General features: G+C 38.2%; 21 protein-coding genes. 4 read left to right on the top strand and 17 right to left on the bottom strand.

The window, feature by feature from the left end; all coding sequences use genetic code 11:
• The first annotated feature begins 37 nt into the window (after positions 1-37).
• Entirely contained in the window at positions 38-328 is a 291-nt protein-coding gene (locus LV92_RS07455; RefSeq protein WP_111623036.1) for a Dabb family protein, read from the top strand.
• A gap of 20 nt (positions 329-348) precedes the next feature.
• Here LV92_RS07455 and LV92_RS07460 read toward each other — a convergent pair whose 3' ends face one another.
• Both LV92_RS07460 and LV92_RS07465 read right to left on the bottom strand, forming a co-directional pair.
• Complete coding sequence (locus LV92_RS07460; RefSeq protein WP_111623037.1) at positions 349-1341, bottom strand: 2-hydroxyacid dehydrogenase; 993 nt, start codon at positions 1339-1341, stop codon at positions 349-351.
• A 93-nt stretch (positions 1342-1434) separates the two neighbouring features.
• The gene (locus tag LV92_RS07465) at positions 1435-1896 is read right to left on the bottom strand and encodes an Lrp/AsnC family transcriptional regulator (RefSeq protein ID WP_111623038.1); all 462 of its coding nucleotides are present in this window, start codon (positions 1894-1896) and stop codon (positions 1435-1437) included.
• Between the two features lie 181 nt (positions 1897-2077).
• Here LV92_RS07465 and LV92_RS07470 point away from each other — a divergent pair, with 181 nt between their 5' ends.
• Positions 2078-3028: an NAD-dependent epimerase/dehydratase family protein gene (locus tag LV92_RS07470; protein WP_111623039.1), complete on the top strand. Its 951-nt coding sequence runs from the start codon at positions 2078-2080 to the stop codon at positions 3026-3028.
• A gap of 71 nt (positions 3029-3099) precedes the next feature.
• Positions 3100-4287 carry a glycine C-acetyltransferase gene (gene kbl, locus LV92_RS07475; protein ID WP_111623040.1) on the top strand — a complete coding sequence of 396 codons (1188 nt, stop codon included), beginning with the start codon at positions 3100-3102 and terminating at the stop codon, positions 4285-4287.
• Positions 4288-4341: 54 nt separating this feature from the next.
• Here kbl and LV92_RS07480 read toward each other — a convergent pair whose 3' ends face one another.
• Positions 4342-4587 (bottom strand): YgjV family protein, encoded by a 246-nt coding sequence (locus LV92_RS07480; RefSeq protein WP_111623041.1) that lies wholly within the window; start codon positions 4585-4587, stop codon positions 4342-4344.
• Entirely contained in the window at positions 4568-5062 is a 495-nt protein-coding gene (locus LV92_RS07485; protein ID WP_111623042.1) for a MarR family winged helix-turn-helix transcriptional regulator, read from the bottom strand. The genes LV92_RS07480 and LV92_RS07485 overlap by 20 nt, the downstream gene beginning before the upstream one ends.
• 189 nt (positions 5063-5251) lie before the next feature.
• Between LV92_RS07485 and LV92_RS07490 the strand changes: the two genes are divergently transcribed.
• Positions 5252-6394, top strand: a complete 1143-nt coding sequence (locus tag LV92_RS07490) for an NHL repeat-containing protein (RefSeq protein WP_111623043.1) — start codon at positions 5252-5254, stop codon at positions 6392-6394.
• 40 nt (positions 6395-6434) lie between these two features.
• Here the strand turns inward: LV92_RS07490 and LV92_RS07495 are convergent, their stop codons facing one another.
• From LV92_RS07495 to LV92_RS07555, 13 genes are all read right to left on the bottom strand, one after another.
• A complete protein-coding gene (locus LV92_RS07495) occupies positions 6435-7439 on the bottom strand; it encodes a 3-keto-disaccharide hydrolase (RefSeq protein ID WP_111623044.1) in 1005 nt (334 codons plus the stop codon).
• Positions 7440-7783: 344 nt separating this feature from the next.
• Positions 7784-8128: a 5-carboxymethyl-2-hydroxymuconate Delta-isomerase gene (locus LV92_RS07500; RefSeq protein WP_111623045.1), complete on the bottom strand. Its 345-nt coding sequence runs from the start codon at positions 8126-8128 to the stop codon at positions 7784-7786.
• 8 nt (positions 8129-8136) lie between these two features.
• Complete coding sequence (locus tag LV92_RS07505) at positions 8137-8670, bottom strand: NADPH-dependent FMN reductase (protein WP_111623046.1); 534 nt, start codon at positions 8668-8670, stop codon at positions 8137-8139.
• A gap of 2 nt (positions 8671-8672) precedes the next feature.
• Complete coding sequence (locus tag LV92_RS07510) at positions 8673-9128, bottom strand: DoxX family protein (protein WP_111623047.1); 456 nt, start codon at positions 9126-9128, stop codon at positions 8673-8675.
• A gap of 22 nt (positions 9129-9150) precedes the next feature.
• Entirely contained in the window at positions 9151-9795 is a 645-nt protein-coding gene (locus LV92_RS07515; RefSeq protein ID WP_111623048.1) for a hypothetical protein, read from the bottom strand.
• 53 nt (positions 9796-9848) lie between these two features.
• Positions 9849-10442 carry a Crp/Fnr family transcriptional regulator gene (locus tag LV92_RS07520; protein WP_111623049.1) on the bottom strand — a complete coding sequence of 198 codons (594 nt, stop codon included), beginning with the start codon at positions 10440-10442 and terminating at the stop codon, positions 9849-9851.
• A 214-nt stretch (positions 10443-10656) separates the two neighbouring features.
• A complete protein-coding gene (locus LV92_RS07525; protein ID WP_111623050.1) occupies positions 10657-11376 on the bottom strand; it encodes a class I SAM-dependent methyltransferase in 720 nt (239 codons plus the stop codon).
• A 187-nt stretch (positions 11377-11563) separates the two neighbouring features.
• Positions 11564-12118: a DsrE family protein gene (locus LV92_RS07530; RefSeq protein ID WP_111623051.1), complete on the bottom strand. Its 555-nt coding sequence runs from the start codon at positions 12116-12118 to the stop codon at positions 11564-11566.
• Positions 12119-12425: 307 nt separating this feature from the next.
• Positions 12426-13733: an acetolactate decarboxylase gene (locus tag LV92_RS07535; protein WP_111623052.1), complete on the bottom strand. Its 1308-nt coding sequence runs from the start codon at positions 13731-13733 to the stop codon at positions 12426-12428.
• A gap of 16 nt (positions 13734-13749) precedes the next feature.
• A complete protein-coding gene (locus LV92_RS07540; protein WP_111623053.1) occupies positions 13750-14724 on the bottom strand; it encodes a permease in 975 nt (324 codons plus the stop codon).
• Positions 14717-15133, bottom strand: coding sequence for an OsmC family protein (locus LV92_RS07545; RefSeq protein ID WP_245946296.1), 417 nt, complete (start codon positions 15131-15133; stop codon positions 14717-14719). The genes LV92_RS07540 and LV92_RS07545 overlap by 8 nt, the downstream gene beginning before the upstream one ends.
• 5 nt (positions 15134-15138) lie before the next feature.
• A complete protein-coding gene (locus LV92_RS07550; protein WP_072861685.1) occupies positions 15139-15375 on the bottom strand; it encodes a thioredoxin family protein in 237 nt (78 codons plus the stop codon).
• Positions 15376-15425: 50 nt separating this feature from the next.
• Complete coding sequence (locus LV92_RS07555) at positions 15426-15731, bottom strand: ArsR/SmtB family transcription factor (RefSeq protein WP_111623055.1); 306 nt, start codon at positions 15729-15731, stop codon at positions 15426-15428.
• Between the last annotated feature and the right edge of the window lie 108 nt (positions 15732-15839).

The following is a 15839-nucleotide window of genomic DNA, read 5'->3' on the forward strand; positions in this document are numbered from 1 at the left end:
CTTAAATTCATTTACATATAAATCTAAATTCTAGTTTATGATTCAACACACCGTAGTTCTAAAGTTAAAATACCCTAAAGGCTCGCCTGAAGAAAAAGAGTTTCTTTCTGCAGTGGCTGAATTGGCCATGATACCCGGAGTTCTTAATTTTCAATCCTTGCGACAAATAGGGAAGAAGAACGATTTTGATTATTGTTTGTCAATGGAATTTGAAAACATGACGGCTTATGAGGCCTATAATGCACATCCGGACCACACCAGGTTTGTAACTACTTATTGGGCCAAGTACGTAGAGAAATTTTTGGAATTGGATTACGCACCAATTTAGTTTGTAGGTAAACGAGAACCCTATTTCTGATTTTGAAGTCGCGGGTCTTTAGATTTAATGGTAACTGGCCTATTTTCCATTACCTCTGTAATTCTCTCCATGGTCTCCAATTCAAGCCTATGCATGGCTTCATGGGTGTAAAAAGTTAAGTGGGGCAGTAGCATCACATTATCCATTTCATAAAGCTTTTTTAACGGATGGTCCGTTTTGTTCAATGGCTCCTGGCTGTAGACATCAAGGCCAGCCCCGGCAATTTGCTTTTTCTCCAAAGCATTCAAGAGTGCCAATTCATCTATCAAGGCACCTCGGGCAGAATTAATGATTATTGCATTTTCTTTCATCAATGCAAATTCCTTGGCGCCTAAGAGGTGTTTGGTTTCTTTGTTCAAAACGGCATGAAGGGAAATAAAATCGCACTCCTTGATCATTTCTGCGAGGTCATCATATTTCTGAATCCCCTTTTTTGCCAATTCCTCCTTTGTCTTGCTGGGGTCGTAACCAATAACTCTTGCTCTAAATCCCAAGCCTGCCATCCTCGCCATGCTACTTCCTATTTTACCACAACCAATTATGCCAAGCGTTTTTCCGGCAATATCGTGTCCCAGCCACTCGCTACTTGGCCATATCCAAGCTTTGCTGTTCATTTGCTTTTGTAGCGTTGGCAGCTTTTTGGCCAGCGCAATGAGCATGGCAAATGCCCCTTCTGCGACGGTCTCCTCTGCGTATTCCGGAATATTGACTACTACTATGCCCTGAGTGTTGGCGGCCGGAATATCTATGGCATCTATTCCTACCCCATATTTAACTATTGCTTTGAGTTTTTTTGCCGCATCTAAGACATTTTTTGTAATAGGGGTATAACACATTAAAAGGATGTCGCAATCCTCCAATTCTTTCATTAAGATTTCTTCTGATACCCCATCTGGGAGCAAAACCAGATCATGTCCCTTTTCTCTAAGTGTTTGGTCTACAAATGGAGTTTCCAGCTCCATATCGGTTCTTACTATTTTCATAATATTTAATAAAAGGTAATGGTCGGTTTCAGCAAAACGGCAGCTTAAATGTTGAATTTCGGTATTAAAACAAATTTAGAAAAGCAGTGGGATTTATATGTAATATTCCGAAGAATGTTTTATTTCCTTCAAGACAAACGTACTGTTGAGTACGCCAATGTTTTCAATTTTGGAGAGCTTGGTCTTTACAAAGTCATGATATTCCTCTAGACTTTTGGTATGGATTTTCAATATAAAATCTACCTGTCCGGCTAAATGGTAACATTCCTGCACCTCCTCCAAACTCTGAACCTGTGCCTCAAACTTCTCAATAAAGGCCTCGTTATGATACCGCATGGATACTTGGCATATAACGGTTATAGAGCGGTCTATTTGCTTTTTGTCAAGAATGGCAACGTATTTTTTAATAACCCCTTGTTTTTCCAGTCTTCGAACTCTCTCGTAAACAGGGGAGGGGGTGAGATTGAGGATTGCAGCGATTTCCTTGGCCGTTTTTTTGGAATCTTTTTGCAAAATCCTTAGAATGGTTATATCGGTTTGATCTAATTGCTCCATAGTGGTCAGAAAAATTACTTTAAAATTTACATTTTTATATTGATAAAAGTAAATAAAACTTTTGAACTGTTATAATTCAGGGATAATTACTTAATTATTTGAGTTATTTAATTTTGGGTGACGTATTTAGTAATTTTGATAGTAATTAACACTTTCGTCAATAAGGAAAAAACGGTACGTTATGAAAGCAAAAGTTCTAGTAATAGGCGCCAATGGGCAATTGGGAACTGTACTTGTAAAAGAGTTACAACACCATCATGGTTTGGACAATGTGATAGCATCGGATATAAAGAAATCCCATGATTTCATGGGAACATTTGAAGTCTTGGATGCCACCAATAGAATGCAACTTAGCGATGTGGTTTCCAAATACGGGATTACCCAAATTTATCATTTGGCGGCAATTTTGTCGGCCAAGGGAGAAGCAAACCCGTTGGCGACTTGGGATCTAAATATGAGGATGCTGTTCAATGTATTGGAAGTAGCCAGAATCCATGAGTTGGACAAGGTGTTCTTTCCAAGTTCCATTGCCGTTTTTGGAGAAGACGCGCCTTGGGTAAACACGCCCAATTATGCATACCTCAACCCTGCAACAGTGTACGGAATGAGTAAGGCCGCAGGAGAACAATGGGCACAGTATTATTTTCTAAGATATGGCCTGGATGTTAGGTCTCTTCGTTATCCCGGCGTTATAGGTCATCAATCTTTGCCTGGTGGTGGTACCACGGATTACGCGGTGGAAATTTTTCACAAGGCGGTATTGGAAGAGGAATTTGTTTGTTTTCTAAATGAAGATACTACCCTGCCCATGATTTTTATGGATGATGCTATCAGGGCTACTTTGGAATTAATGAAGGCACCTAAAAAGAACATTAAGATAAGAACGTCTTATAATCTTGCCGGAAGTAGTTTTTCTCCAGAGGATATTGTAGCGGAAATCCGTAATTACTATCCAGAGTTCAAGGTAAAATATGAGCCGGATTTCAGGCAGGACATTGCTGCCCGTTGGCCAAAATCCATAAACGACGTCGAGGCAACCTTGGATTGGGGATGGAAACCGAAATACGATCTGGAAATGATCGTAAGCACCATGATTGAAAAACTAAAAGAACAGTACATACCGCATGAATAGATCCGTTAGGGCTATTTAAACAAAACAGAATGCCTAGACCTAGGTTGGGCACTAAAAAATAAAAAACAGACATGTATTCAACAATAAAAAACGAATTACAGAAAGAGCTTGACGCTATTAAAGCCGAAGGACTATATAAGGAGGAAAGAATAATTACGACTCCCCAGGGGGCGGAGATTCAAACCACCAATACCAAGGGGGTCCTGAATTTTTGTGCCAACAATTACTTGGGGCTTTCTGCCCATCCAGAGGTCATAAAGGCTGGGAAGGAGGCTATTGATACCCATGGTTATGGCCTATCTTCAGTTCGTTTTATTTGCGGTACACAGGATATCCATAAAGAATTGGAACGCAAGACAGCCGAGTTTTTGGGAATGGAGGATTGTATCTTGTACGCCGCTGCATTTGATGCCAACGGTGGATTGTTCGAACCCATTCTTGGTCCTGAAGACGCCATTATTTCCGATGCACTGAACCACGCTTCTATCATAGATGGGATAAGGCTGTGCAAGGCGAAACGATTTAGGTATGAGCATAATTCCATGGAGGACTTGGAGGAGCAATTGAAAGCAGCCCAAGGTTCCCGAAGAATATTGATCGTGACCGACGGTTCCTTTTCAATGGACGGAACCATTGCACAATTGGATAAAATCTGCGATTTGGCGGATAAATATGAGGCCATGGTAATGATAGACGAATGTCACTCCACCGGTTTTTTAGGAGCCACCGGCCGTGGTTCCCATGAATATAGAAATGTAATGGGAAGGATAGATATCATTACCGGGACTTATGGTAAAGCTCTTGGGGGTGCTTCAGGAGGCTTTACAGCGGCGAGAAAAGAAATTGTGGATATGCTGAGACAGCGTTCCAGGCCCTATTTGTTTTCCAACACTTTGGCACCATCTATCGTTGGTGCTTCCATAAAAGTATTGGACCTTCTTTCTTCTTCTACGGCGCTTAGGGATAAGTTGGAGACAAATACTAAATATTTCCGGTCTGCCATGACCGCAGCCGGTTTCGATATAGTACCTGGTGATCACCCTATAGTTCCGGTAATGCTTTATGAAGCTCCCTTGGCCCAAGAGTTTGCCGCCAAATTGTTGGCGGAGGGCATTTATGTGATCGGTTTTTTCTATCCGGTGGTTCCAAAAGGGAAAGCCAGAATTAGGGTGCAGTTGTCCGCGGCCCATGAACAACACCATTTGGAAAAGGCAGTGGAGGCCTTTACCAAAGTAGGGAAGGAGCTAAAAGTAATTTAAGTTAGATTTGGAAATGGCATTGGATACCAAAGAAAATGGTTTGGACCAATGCCATTAAGTTTTAAGTTTTGGCCCCTTGTTGGAATCGTACATTTTAATTAAATGATAAACATGTATTATGCAGAAAACTATTCCGGCAATGACAAGGGGCACGGAATTTAACATAGCACCATAAATAATGTAGAAAAAACTGGAAATCAAATGCCAAAGGCGGAATTTGCCCATATCCTTTTTGGTAATGGCAAAGAAACCGGTAAGGATGGCAACATAGCCAATGCTCTCAATTACTAAGTTCGTCATTTTTTAAATTTTTTAAGGTTCTTTCCTTGTAATCGCTTTGGTTCACTTTTTCTTCAATCTTTAGGAATTCCTCCAAAAAATTGGGACTGTCTGCAAGCAGATCCATGACGGTCTGTCTTCCTGCGGTCCAATATTTCTCAAAAACAGGTAATTGCTTATGGGCTTTTTCTGTTAGGGTTAATATCTGCTTTCTTTTATCATCAGTATCAGTCCTGGTCTCTACATGTCCGTTTTTTTTCATTTTATTAATAATTTTTACCACGGCCGGATGTGAGAATTGTAGTGTTTCCGATATTTGTGTTATGGTCATAGTCTCGTTTTCTTGCAAGAGAATAAAGATCAAGTTCCAATTGGGTTCAATATCCAGTCCTTCCGATTTGTATAATTCCTTGGTACTATAGAGTAGGGAATCACTTAATCGTTTTAGCCTACTGGTTAGTCCAACATATTCCATTTCCGTTAAAAAGTCGTTCATGATATTTTAATTAAGTAACTGGTTACGCAAATGTAAATAATTTTCTGTAACTAGTTACGTAGTTTGATTTTTTTTGAAGAAAATATTTAACCATTTAATTTGTTCTGCAGAAAATAGAAGATAATTTATATGGTTGAATAATTACTGAGGATTGATTAACTTTCCAAAAAAATTAATAAAGGACCATCCATGTTTAAAAAAACTACACTAGTCGTATTGTCGATTGCTTCTACTTTGGGATTATCATCCACCTTATTGGCACAAAACAACCAACATTCGCAAGATCATACACATCATGCACATGAACATAATGATGTAGCCCATCACCACCCACATGACCCTATGGATTCAGATGACATTCCTAAGCAGGCAAAACTGTTAACGGGTCAAGGTGAATTTATTTTTTCCTGGGACCAGGAATTAACTGCGGCCTTTCCAAAAGATGCCCACGAATTTGAACCTGGAATGCATGGTGGATTTAATGAAGACCCTGAAACAGGAATCGTTTATACCGGGATACCGGGATACGGACTGTGTGCCATAAGCCCCGATCTTACAAAATGGTCCACCTTGGGTACCGATCAGCGCTTAAAGGATAATATTCACGGTATTGTTTTCTTTGTTCATAAGGGAAAAAAATACCTTGCGGTAGCTCAGGAAGGCAAAAGAGTTCTTGTACTTACCTTGGACGGAACAATCGTAAGTGAAGTTTTGAAGCCTACCGGTAATGAATTCAAGTTTGCCGAAGCCAATGAATTTTTCGGATCAAAGGATAGTAATTTTGGGGTAACAGATGTAACCTACCTTAATGGCACCTTATATGTAGCCCATGGTTATTCCGCGGGGGATTTTGTAATGACGATAAAAGAAAAGAATGGTGTTTGGGCTTGGGGAAAACTTGCCTGGGGAGGAAAAGGCGATAACCCCGGTCAGTTCCAGACAGCACATGGTATCTATGCCCACGAAAATCATATCCTAGTGGCCAATAGGGCAGCAGGACAGGTAGTAAAATTTACCAAGAAAGGTAAGTTTATCGAAACTTTTAATGACATTCCAGAAGGGAGTTTGGTATGTAATGTTTCCTATAAATCAGAGCATTACTTCCTTAATGCTTTGTCCGCAATTGGGGAACAAAAATCTGCACCAATCTATGTGCATACAGGTGAAAAGTTACTTTCTACCATTGTTGCCGGTGATTTGGATATTCCAGTCCTAACAAATATCCATCAGGTTTGGCCGCACATTGTTACAGAAAACGGATCAAAGCAATTGTACCTTCTTGTACACGGTTGGAATAAAGGAAAATTTGCCGTCTTGAAAATGGAAAAATAAAAATTAAGGCCTCCCATTTTAAGGAGGCCTTTTTTTTTGATTATTTGATAGGGGTCAAAACAATATTGCGATAGGCCACATTGCCGTGATCTCCTTGCAGGTAGATGGGCCCGGGACTCAATACATCTGCTGAAATAGCTCCCCCGGTAGGTCCCCAAACAGGTTGATTGTCAATTATTTTTTTACCGTTAAAGATTACCGTCACATGTCGGTCTACCAAAGTTATATCAAAAGTCTGCCATTCCCCTGCAGGTTTTTCGGCGGCCTCACTAGGGGTAATACGGCTGTATAAGGCACCCATATTATGGCTATCCAACTCCTTGCCATAGGAATCCACTACCTGGATTTCATAAAGTCCGCGTAGGTAGACCCCACTATTGTTTCCTTCGGGTACATTGACTTCCAGTTTTAGGTTGAAATCCTTAAATTCCTCTAGCGTACGAATGTTGCCATAGGAAATATGTTCGCCATCTTCTGGTTGAACTGGATCGTTCATAAGCATACCATCCAATACTTTAAATCCGTTGGCCTTGTTCGGATCGATTAATTTCCAACCACTTAAATCCTTCCCATTGAACAATTTAATCGGTTTTTCATATTTCAGCTTGGACAGATCCGGTGTGCTAGGCATGGGCGGCATACGTTTTCCGTTAAAATTTTTGATGGACACCCCGCTTCCATCCCTATTGGGGCTACTCATGGTACCTTCCAAGGCATCACCAACTTTTTTAACTTCCAAAGTATAGGTTATGGTATGACTGCGATCAGAACTTCTTTTGACCTGATTGGTTCGGGTAACAATCAACGTATTTTCGTCCAATAAATAAACGTTGGACACAGGAACTACACTACCGCCTATCCACAGTAGTTCGGCATCCAAAAACCCTTGATCTTCGTGTACGTTCAGCCAGCCGGCACCCCCGCCTTCAACATCAAGCCCCCACATCCCCGTAAATGGGTTGGCCATAATCGGTTGTGCTGTACTATTCGCAAAGCTGTTAAAGGTTAAAAATATCAATATCATAGAAGTAATTGTCCGTTTCATTTTACTGTGTTTTAGTATGGGTTAATTTATATGTAACATATATTGTTGTTAATGAGCTTGTGTATGAGTAGTACTGAATTTATATGCGATACATTTCGGTAAGTAAATTACGAAATAAAAAAGAATAGCATTGATGAAAAATCAGTAAGACGAGTATCTTTAAATTATAGCTAAAATCCTAAAGCTGTGAACACTCAAATTACTGCTACACCTATTTTATTCATTGGGATCGATATTCTAAAATAAGGGTTCTTTCAATGCTTCGCGGGCCTGCCTTTGTCGGTAGACAGGCCTGCCTTTGTCGGTCAGGCAGGCTTGCCCCTAGGTAGTTTACTTAATTAGTTTTAAACCATTTCCTTGTTACAATACGTGGCTTTTTCAAAAGCTCGAATATTTATTGAAATAATCGGTACTTCCGGAAACATTGCTTTTAGTACTGATATAATTTGTTTTGACAGATTAGATTTTTGTTCTGTATTTCGTCCTTCCATTATATTTGCAAAAACATGGATGAAGTTATTCTGTGTGTTTCCTGTATTGTAAAATTGAAAAGGATTAATACCTACTTTTATTTCTTCAGGTAGAAATAATATGGTTAAATCTGCAGTATCATAAACGTTTTGCATGATATCTTTTGGTGACTTCAGTACTATGATTTGTTTGGAACAGTCTATTATAAAATGTGGCATAATTGTATTTATTTAATTATTGTTTGAAATTTATTGACCTTGGAATGAATGTCCACTTTCAAACTTTCATCATTAATTTCTCCATTATTGAAATTATCATAGAATGAAGGCAGTGAAAATGTATCTGTGATACTAGCTCCCATAAACGGGAAGTAAGCATTTGCTGATTTTAATACACTTGCTCCACCTCTTCCTCCTGGCGAGGTTGCCATTAACAGCATAGGCTTTTCTCTCCATACTTTCATATTTACACGAGATAACCAGTCTATAATATTTTTAAATACCGCTGCATAAGACCCATTATGTTCTGCGAGAGATACTATAAATCCATCGGCAGTATCAAATAACTCGTTTAGTCTTTTTATTGCAGTCGGAATGCCATTTTCAGCTTCAAAATCAGCACCATAAATTGGCAGTACATAATCATTTAAGTCAATTGAAATAATATCTACATGTTTTAATAAGCTATTGGTATAGGTGATTAAACTTTTGTTTATAGATTTTTGACTGTTACTTCCCGCTATTGTGATTATTTTTTTCATGATTACTGTTTTTTAGAGATTAGACCATCTATTGACCACTTTCCGCTACCATTTAATATTATGATTAATGCAAGACCGATAATTAGAAGCGAATATTCGTAGCCTTCACCCGCTTGATTACCAAACCAGTTCATAAAAAAGCCATGTTCTAATTGCGTTGTATAAATGATACCTATAAACATTCCTGTAAGTGATAATGCCCAGAACCTACTCAAGAGTCCTAGAATTAATGACATAGAGCCAAAAAATTCAATCATTATTATTGAGAACGCTACAATTCCTGGCAATCCCATTTGTGTTGTAAATGTTTCCATTGTTGCTGAATAACCATAACCACCAAACAGTCCCAGTAATTTTTGTGCACCATGTGGAAATATTACCAAACCAAGTGTTAATCTTGCAATGCTAAATCCAATCTTTGGATTTGTCGTTAAAAGTGTTTTTGCTAAATGTTTCATAATGTTTAAGATTTAAAATTGTTTATAAAGTTTTTCGGTAATACAAACCGAAAGATGATTTTTCTATAGGATTGGGTCCATACTGGTCAAAGTCGAGACCAATACCCAATTGGTGCCCTTTATAAGACAAACCCGCACGTAATTGCTGAAAACTTCTTGAATGCGTTTTAAACATGTCCCAGACAGTTAAAAACTGTCCATTTAACCAAAGAGATAGATTGTGATTTATAGGTGTGTTGAACTGAAACTGCGCAAACGCTTCAGCATAGCTATCATTGGTTTGCTCAGAATGGGCTATGGTAGGAATAATTACAAATACTACTCGTGAATGTTTTAGTGCAAACTTTGCTGACAAACGTCCCGAATACCCTGCTATACTGTTGTAATATAAAGATGGACCAATTGAAATATTCTTATTAAAATTCCAGAATAGCGTTGGCTGTACTCCGATCTCATCGAAGCCTTGATTTTCTTCATCTTTGAATTTTTGAAAGAAGGCCAGTGTATTAATGCTAAGAGTTTTGCTCTTAGTAATTGTATAACTGGAGTATAATGTAAAATCTGTTTTATCAAGACCAGAAAACAGTTCAACTTGAGTAAATTGTGCTTGTAAGTGGTTTGCAAACCCAATTGTTAAAAACGATGTAATGATGATTATTCTTTTCATGCTTCAAAATTCCGATAGGAACACATGAAAAAAAATGAACTAGTTTAAGACTTTTACATTCTGTTGACTTTCGATATTATTTTACTCATAAATTCTGGAGTAATACCGATATAGCCTGCAAGGTCTTTTTGGGTAATTCTATTCACAATTTGAGGATATTTCCTTTTGAACTCTATATATCTTTCCTCAGCGGTCAAGGATATGCCATGGTTGGAACGTTGTATATAACTTATAAGTGATTTTTGATATAGAATGCGATAAAACTTTTCGAATTTTGGTATTTCTTGAAAAAGTAGATCATAATTAGCCCTGGATATACCCAATAATTCTGAGTGCTCTGTAGCCTTAATAAAATAAGGTGTTGGTTTTTTCATCATAAAACTTGCAATGTCCCCGGTCCAATAGTCCTCTACTGCAAACATGGATATGTGAGGTGCACCATCTTCATCCAATGTATAAACCTTTAGACATCCTTTAGTAATAAAGTACTCGTATTTGGCAACATCACCTGCCTGCATTAAAAATGCCTTCTTTTTAACTTTTATCTCCGTAAGTAATGAAAGGTATTTTTGCTTTTCCAACTCGGTTAAATCAATAAACCTAGCTATATTGTTAAGAATTAGAGTATGTGATTCTTTGTATTTCAATTCAGGCTTAGTTTGAATAAGTTCCTTTTTTTATTAGCCATTTTCTGTAATTATTGCCAACTCTTGAAGATAATCAATTATTTAAAATGGATATTCCTTTCAAGCTGGGAAATTCAGTCATATTGGGAAGATGCAAAAATCCGAATACAGTGTTTTTATCAATCTGGACAATTGCCTAGAGGATAATGTGGTAGAATATACCTTAGCTAAATACTCAATTCTTAATAAAAATCATACAATGTTGCCATGGTAGGTTGTCTATGTTTCTGTGAAGTTTCAACCCGGCAGCTTTCATTTCCTTGATGGCCTGTGCTTCCGTCATTTTGTGTAATTTTTTTATGGGCACCGACCCATCTTCACCCCGGTATTCAATTAAAAACAGTTTGCCATCGGCCTTTAGGGCTTTTTTAATTGAGAACAACATTTCTGCCGGATAATTAAATTCATGGTAAACATCGACCATCAGTACCTTGTCCAGTGAATTTTCGGCTATGTTTATATTTTTTTCACCACCTTTAATCACCCTTACATTTTTAATTTGGTCCCGCTCTTTGCGATTATTGATCTCCTCCAACATTTCATCCTGAATATCAACGGCATAGATTAGCCCACGCCCGGCCAACTTTGCCATCTTAAAAACATGGTAACCGGATCCGGCACCAATATCGGCTATATTATCCTCCGGTTCAATAGCCATATTCAGCAATAGGGTAGAGGTGTTTTCCTCTTTTTCACGCTCTGGTCGGTCTAACCATTGCATTCCCTGATACCCCATTACATAGGCAATTTCCCTGCCCATATACCATTTTCCAATACCGCTGGGATCACCTTTTTTATAGGTATAGTTCGCATTAGGGGTTTTGTCCTGTGCAATTCCCGGATGCCACTGTAATAAAATCAAGATAAGGAATAAGGTCTGCGCAACTTTTTTCATAGCGTTTTAATTTTCTAGTTCCTCTGTAATCGTTAAATCTTGGAAAGAATGATTACCCTATTAAAAGTAATGAAATTAATGCTTTCCTATCCTTGAATTGTGGAAAGGTGTTATGTGATATTTTGATTGCCGCTGAAATTTTTCCAACAAGGATTCTAAGGCAGCTTGGGAATTCTTGTGCCTCGGTTTAGAATTTAATCAGGGCATAATTATTCATTTGATATACGGTCAACACCGTCATGGCGGATAGCGCAACTTTTACCTCAGGTAGTAGATCTTCCTTGCTATAGCCCGTGGAAGACATTGATTGTCCGCATAAAAAAACATCTACACCAATATTGGAAAGTGCTTTTATTAAATCCCTATTAGGGTTGTCCGTATTATATTTTTCTTTGTAAACAGCAGGGGACAGTGCATCTTTCGTGGAACTTCCATGCAATACAAGAGCTAATTTAATTTTGTCCTTGGGGACTCCGTATCGCACATGCATATTGTAATAGCGGTGCAGACTGGAGATGATAGGATTGCCTATACTTGGATCTGTTTGCTTTCTGTCGATGTCAAAGATTGCCTTTAATTCCTTAGATGTATCGGGCAGGAAATCCAAATTATCAATGGAGAATACAGCACCAATATCATTGAAAACTGGCCCAGTGGTGGGTTCATTTTTTTGTCCAAAAGTCAAAGATGTTTGTAAAAGCAATAGGGCTAATAAAAAAAGGAGAGGGGATCTGTTCTGCATCTCTAGTTGGGATAATGGAGTAGTAGGTTCCACTTTGTAATTTTAAGTAAAGGTTTAAGACTACTATCCAGATTGGTTCTGGCCCAAATATAAATATTTTGTTTTTATTTCAGTCCTGCCCAATTATATAATTGCGAATAGGGAAGCGGGTAGGGACCGTTTTATTCGTGGGGCTAGTTATTAAGAGCCACAGGTTAATTGATAAACGATCGTTAAAGGCACCCCGGCTATTTTGCGAAATTTCTATATTATTATCCACACTCATTGGTAGCTCTTTAAGAAAGGTAAAATCATTCTCCAGGGTTTGTTACTCACATTTAGTTTTGTTTTTATTGAGAATATCCGTTTTCGTGTAATCGTTCTTTAATACAGGGCTCCATTTAAAATCGGTAATTTTAGTTAGGGAGAAATTATCTATTGGATCTGTGGAAAGTAGCAATTCGGTAAAATCATCTTCCATTCCTTTTAATATATCCAAATCGCAGGCCGACAGTTCCCCTTTTGCGGCCAAAGCTCCAAGTTGGTCAATCTCCATCGGTTTTAGACCTTTCTTCATTTGTACGGCTACAGCTCTTTTGGTATCGATACGTTGAACCCTAAACAATTCATCCATATTATTGGATATGTAGAATGTATTAAATTGGTATCTGCCTCCAGTTGTATATATGGCGGCATCGGTAAGGCAAGGGGAAGCTTTGCTCACTATTCGCGTATTAGTACGGTCTATGATACCATCTGGATATAACTCGTTCATTGCCATTTGCAAAGCAAGATGCCCTACTACCAGTCCATCACAAAGATGGCCATGAAATTTTACCAGATCATCCAAATCTATATTTTGAATATTCCCTAAACGTCCTTTTGAAAAATCGGTATCATTGACCTGCATAGCAGTTTTAACTATGGGCTGCTTTTTGGGCAGGTAAAGCTTATATGATTGGTTGCCTGTGGTAATTTCATCCAAATGTCCCATAAAAGTCTGGTCGTCCTTCAAAAAGTGTATATGAACAAAACTGTTTGATCCCGTGAATATTCCCTGATGCTGTTCAGAATAGAAACCCAATAATTCTCCATTGTTGTTTTCCAAATAAAAATTTTGTGATTTTACATTGGGTTTATAGCCTTCAATTTCCGGGCTTCTGGGGGTAACGATATGAGCGGTGATTTGGTTAAATTTCCCGGCAATCCGAAAAGCGAATGGTTCTTTTAAATCATAACCTTTGCTCTTTGCCAATGCAGCCACTTTTTCCTGTATTTCCTGAGTACTATTTATGGGACCAGTTAAATTAAATTCTTCCCATTCTTTCACATTGCTATAGACGAAAAAAGGAGAACGAATATCCCAATTTTGACTAACCACACCCTTGTCTTTTACAAATGCTGTGGCAAAGAAGGGCTTGCCATCAAAAACGGTTATCTCGCCCTTCATTTTATCATAGGGACCCATTGCGTACAAATTGGATTTATCGGGCAGGGTATCCAGCCAAACCTCAAGGGGATAGGTGGTTCCCATATCTTTCATTGCTCCTTTTGTATACACTTTTGGAGAGTTTTGAGCTATTGAGCTTTGAAGTGAAAAGGCAATTAATACTAGGATTAAAACTAGTTTTTTCATAAGTCTGTACAATTTGTTATAACATAAGATTAAAAAGATATCCTGAAAGAATGATGCAGAGTGTCACAATCCCAAAAAAGATGGCAATTAACTTTAGGGACATTACTTTTTTAAGCAAAGTAGCTTCAGGAATGGATAAGCCTACCGTTGCCATCATAAAGGCAATTGCAGTGCCCAGTGGTACCCCTTTGGCTACAAAAACCTGAATGATAGGAACAATTCCTGCGGCATTGGCATACATGGGCACTGCAACAAGTACAGCAAGGGGAACAGTCCACCATTGGTCACCTCCCAAGTAGGTATTAAAAAAGTTTTCAGGAACATAGCCGTGCATGGCAGCACCAATGGCAATCCCGATAACCACATAAAGAAGTACACCTTTTACTATATCCCAGGCTCCACGTGAAATTTCGGGCAAGCGTTGGTAAAAAGTCTGTTTTACCCCTTCGTATTGGCCATGTTGCATTTTATTATCAAGAATCTTCTTTACCCAATCCGAAAGTAAAGGTTCCAGGTTAAATTTGCCAAGTAGCCAACCACCAATGGTACCCAGAACAATACCTGAAACAGCATAAATCAAGGTAGCTTTTACGCCAAACATACCAAGGAACATAGCCAGGGCAACTTCATTCACCAATGGAGAGGTAATCAAAAAAGAAAAGGTGACACCTAAGGGAATTCCACCCTGCACAAAACCAATAAATAGAGGCACCGAAGAGCAGGAGCAAAAAGGAGTTATGGCACCAAATACGGAAGAAAAAAAGTATTCCAAACCGTAAAGCTTCTTTTTGTTCAGATATTCTTTTAGTCGTTCTACAGGAAAATAGGCATTAACTATTCCCATAATAAACACAACAAAAAATAGGAGAATTAGAATTTTCAGGGTATCATATACAAAGAAATTAAGAGCAGTTCCCAAATGGGATTCCGCCCCAACCTTAAAAACAGTATATATGAGCCAATCGGCAAAATGTTGTAACCAATCAAACATGTTCAATAATGTCTATTGTTCCTGAAATTGTGCATGAGAGCTTTAAGGTATTGTAGATAGTACCAAACTTTTCAAGGTTCTTTTTAAGTAAATCCGTATTCAATTTTTTATCGCTGCTATATATAGTTAAATTGTATAGGATATTGTCCATCCTTGGTGGATTTTCAAGACGTGTGGCACTGACTTCAAGTGTGGCCTTCGTAAAACTAAAATTCATCATACCCGAAAAACGTTCTACATTTTTCAATATACAGGCAGCAAATGACCCCAATAATAATTCGGCTGGATTTGGCAAGGTTTCAGCAGTATTTGGAGTCGTTCCAAAATCTATATTGGATTGCTTAATATGAATAACGGCATCTTGATTGGAAATGGATGATGCCTTGATTTGATAATTCATAGAACTCATTATAATTAGTTTAATAGTGCCAATACCTCATCTTTTGATGGTACCCGGCCTTTTATGGTAATAACATCATCTATTACCAATGCCGGTGTGGTCATTACATTGTATTTCATTATTTCCATGATATCCTCAACTTTTTCAATAGTTGCGTCAATGTTGTTTTCGGAGATCACATTTTGAACTACTCCGGTCATGGACTGACATTTTGGACAACCTGTCCCCAATATTTTAATTACTTTGCTCATAATGCTAATTTTAGTTTATCGCCAATAGACGATAGGTTTAATAAAAGATATCAATCGAAAAATTTCTGAAACAACGATTTTGCAATGTTCCAGTTTTCTTGATCTATACAGTACTTTATTTTGGGCGGCTTTAATTCTCCTTGAATAAGACCAGCATTTTTCAGTTCCTTTAGATGTTGGGAAACCGTAGATTGAGCCAAAGGAAATACATCCACCAAATCGCCTGTGAAACAACAGGATTGGTTCTCAAGATGCTTTAAAATGGCAATACGTGTAGGATGCCCTAAGGCTTTTGCAAATTTTGCCAAAGCTTCGGTGTCTTCCTTGTATTCTATATGTTCTAAACTTCGTTTCATCTCTCTAAGTAGAATGTTATGTTGTTCGTTGGCAAATTATCAATTTACAGTGGCTCATAATAACCACATGTATGTGTCTGTTACAGTAAATCCATGACTTCTTCCAGC

The organism is Arenibacter echinorum, assembly GCF_003259375.1.
In the GTDB taxonomy this organism is placed as follows: Bacteria; Bacteroidota; Bacteroidia; order Flavobacteriales; family Flavobacteriaceae; genus Arenibacter; species Arenibacter echinorum.

Excerpts from the sequence above, each read along its gene's own strand:
- LV92_RS07455 (WP_111623036.1), top strand. The coding sequence starts at position 38 with ATGATTCAACACACCGTAGTTCTAAAGTTAAAATACCCTAAAGGCTCG.
- LV92_RS07460 (WP_111623037.1), bottom strand. The coding sequence starts at position 1,341 with ATGAAAATAGTAAGAACCGATATGGAGCTGGAAACTCCATTTGTAGAC.
- LV92_RS07465 (WP_111623038.1), bottom strand. The coding sequence starts at position 1,896 with ATGGAGCAATTAGATCAAACCGATATAACCATTCTAAGGATTTTGCAA.
- LV92_RS07470 (WP_111623039.1), top strand. The coding sequence starts at position 2,078 with ATGAAAGCAAAAGTTCTAGTAATAGGCGCCAATGGGCAATTGGGAACT.
- kbl (WP_111623040.1), top strand. The coding sequence starts at position 3,100 with ATGTATTCAACAATAAAAAACGAATTACAGAAAGAGCTTGACGCTATT.
- LV92_RS07480 (WP_111623041.1), bottom strand. The coding sequence starts at position 4,587 with ATGACGAACTTAGTAATTGAGAGCATTGGCTATGTTGCCATCCTTACC.
- LV92_RS07485 (WP_111623042.1), bottom strand. The coding sequence starts at position 5,062 with ATGAACGACTTTTTAACGGAAATGGAATATGTTGGACTAACCAGTAGG.
- LV92_RS07490 (WP_111623043.1), top strand. The coding sequence starts at position 5,252 with ATGTTTAAAAAAACTACACTAGTCGTATTGTCGATTGCTTCTACTTTG.
- LV92_RS07495 (WP_111623044.1), bottom strand. The coding sequence starts at position 7,439 with ATGAAACGGACAATTACTTCTATGATATTGATATTTTTAACCTTTAAC.
- LV92_RS07500 (WP_111623045.1), bottom strand. The coding sequence starts at position 8,128 with ATGCCACATTTTATAATAGACTGTTCCAAACAAATCATAGTACTGAAG.
- LV92_RS07505 (WP_111623046.1), bottom strand. The coding sequence starts at position 8,670 with ATGAAAAAAATAATCACAATAGCGGGAAGTAACAGTCAAAAATCTATA.
- LV92_RS07510 (WP_111623047.1), bottom strand. The coding sequence starts at position 9,128 with ATGAAACATTTAGCAAAAACACTTTTAACGACAAATCCAAAGATTGGA.
- LV92_RS07515 (WP_111623048.1), bottom strand. The coding sequence starts at position 9,795 with ATGAAAAGAATAATCATCATTACATCGTTTTTAACAATTGGGTTTGCA.
- LV92_RS07525 (WP_111623050.1), bottom strand. The coding sequence starts at position 11,376 with ATGAAAAAAGTTGCGCAGACCTTATTCCTTATCTTGATTTTATTACAG.
- LV92_RS07530 (WP_111623051.1), bottom strand. The coding sequence starts at position 12,118 with ATGCAGAACAGATCCCCTCTCCTTTTTTTATTAGCCCTATTGCTTTTA.
- LV92_RS07535 (WP_111623052.1), bottom strand. The coding sequence starts at position 13,733 with ATGAAAAAACTAGTTTTAATCCTAGTATTAATTGCCTTTTCACTTCAA.
- LV92_RS07540 (WP_111623053.1), bottom strand. The coding sequence starts at position 14,724 with ATGTTTGATTGGTTACAACATTTTGCCGATTGGCTCATATATACTGTT.
- LV92_RS07545 (WP_245946296.1), bottom strand. The coding sequence starts at position 15,133 with ATGAGTTCTATGAATTATCAAATCAAGGCATCATCCATTTCCAATCAA.
- LV92_RS07550 (WP_072861685.1), bottom strand. The coding sequence starts at position 15,375 with ATGAGCAAAGTAATTAAAATATTGGGGACAGGTTGTCCAAAATGTCAG.
- LV92_RS07555 (WP_111623055.1), bottom strand. The coding sequence starts at position 15,731 with ATGAAACGAAGTTTAGAACATATAGAATACAAGGAAGACACCGAAGCT.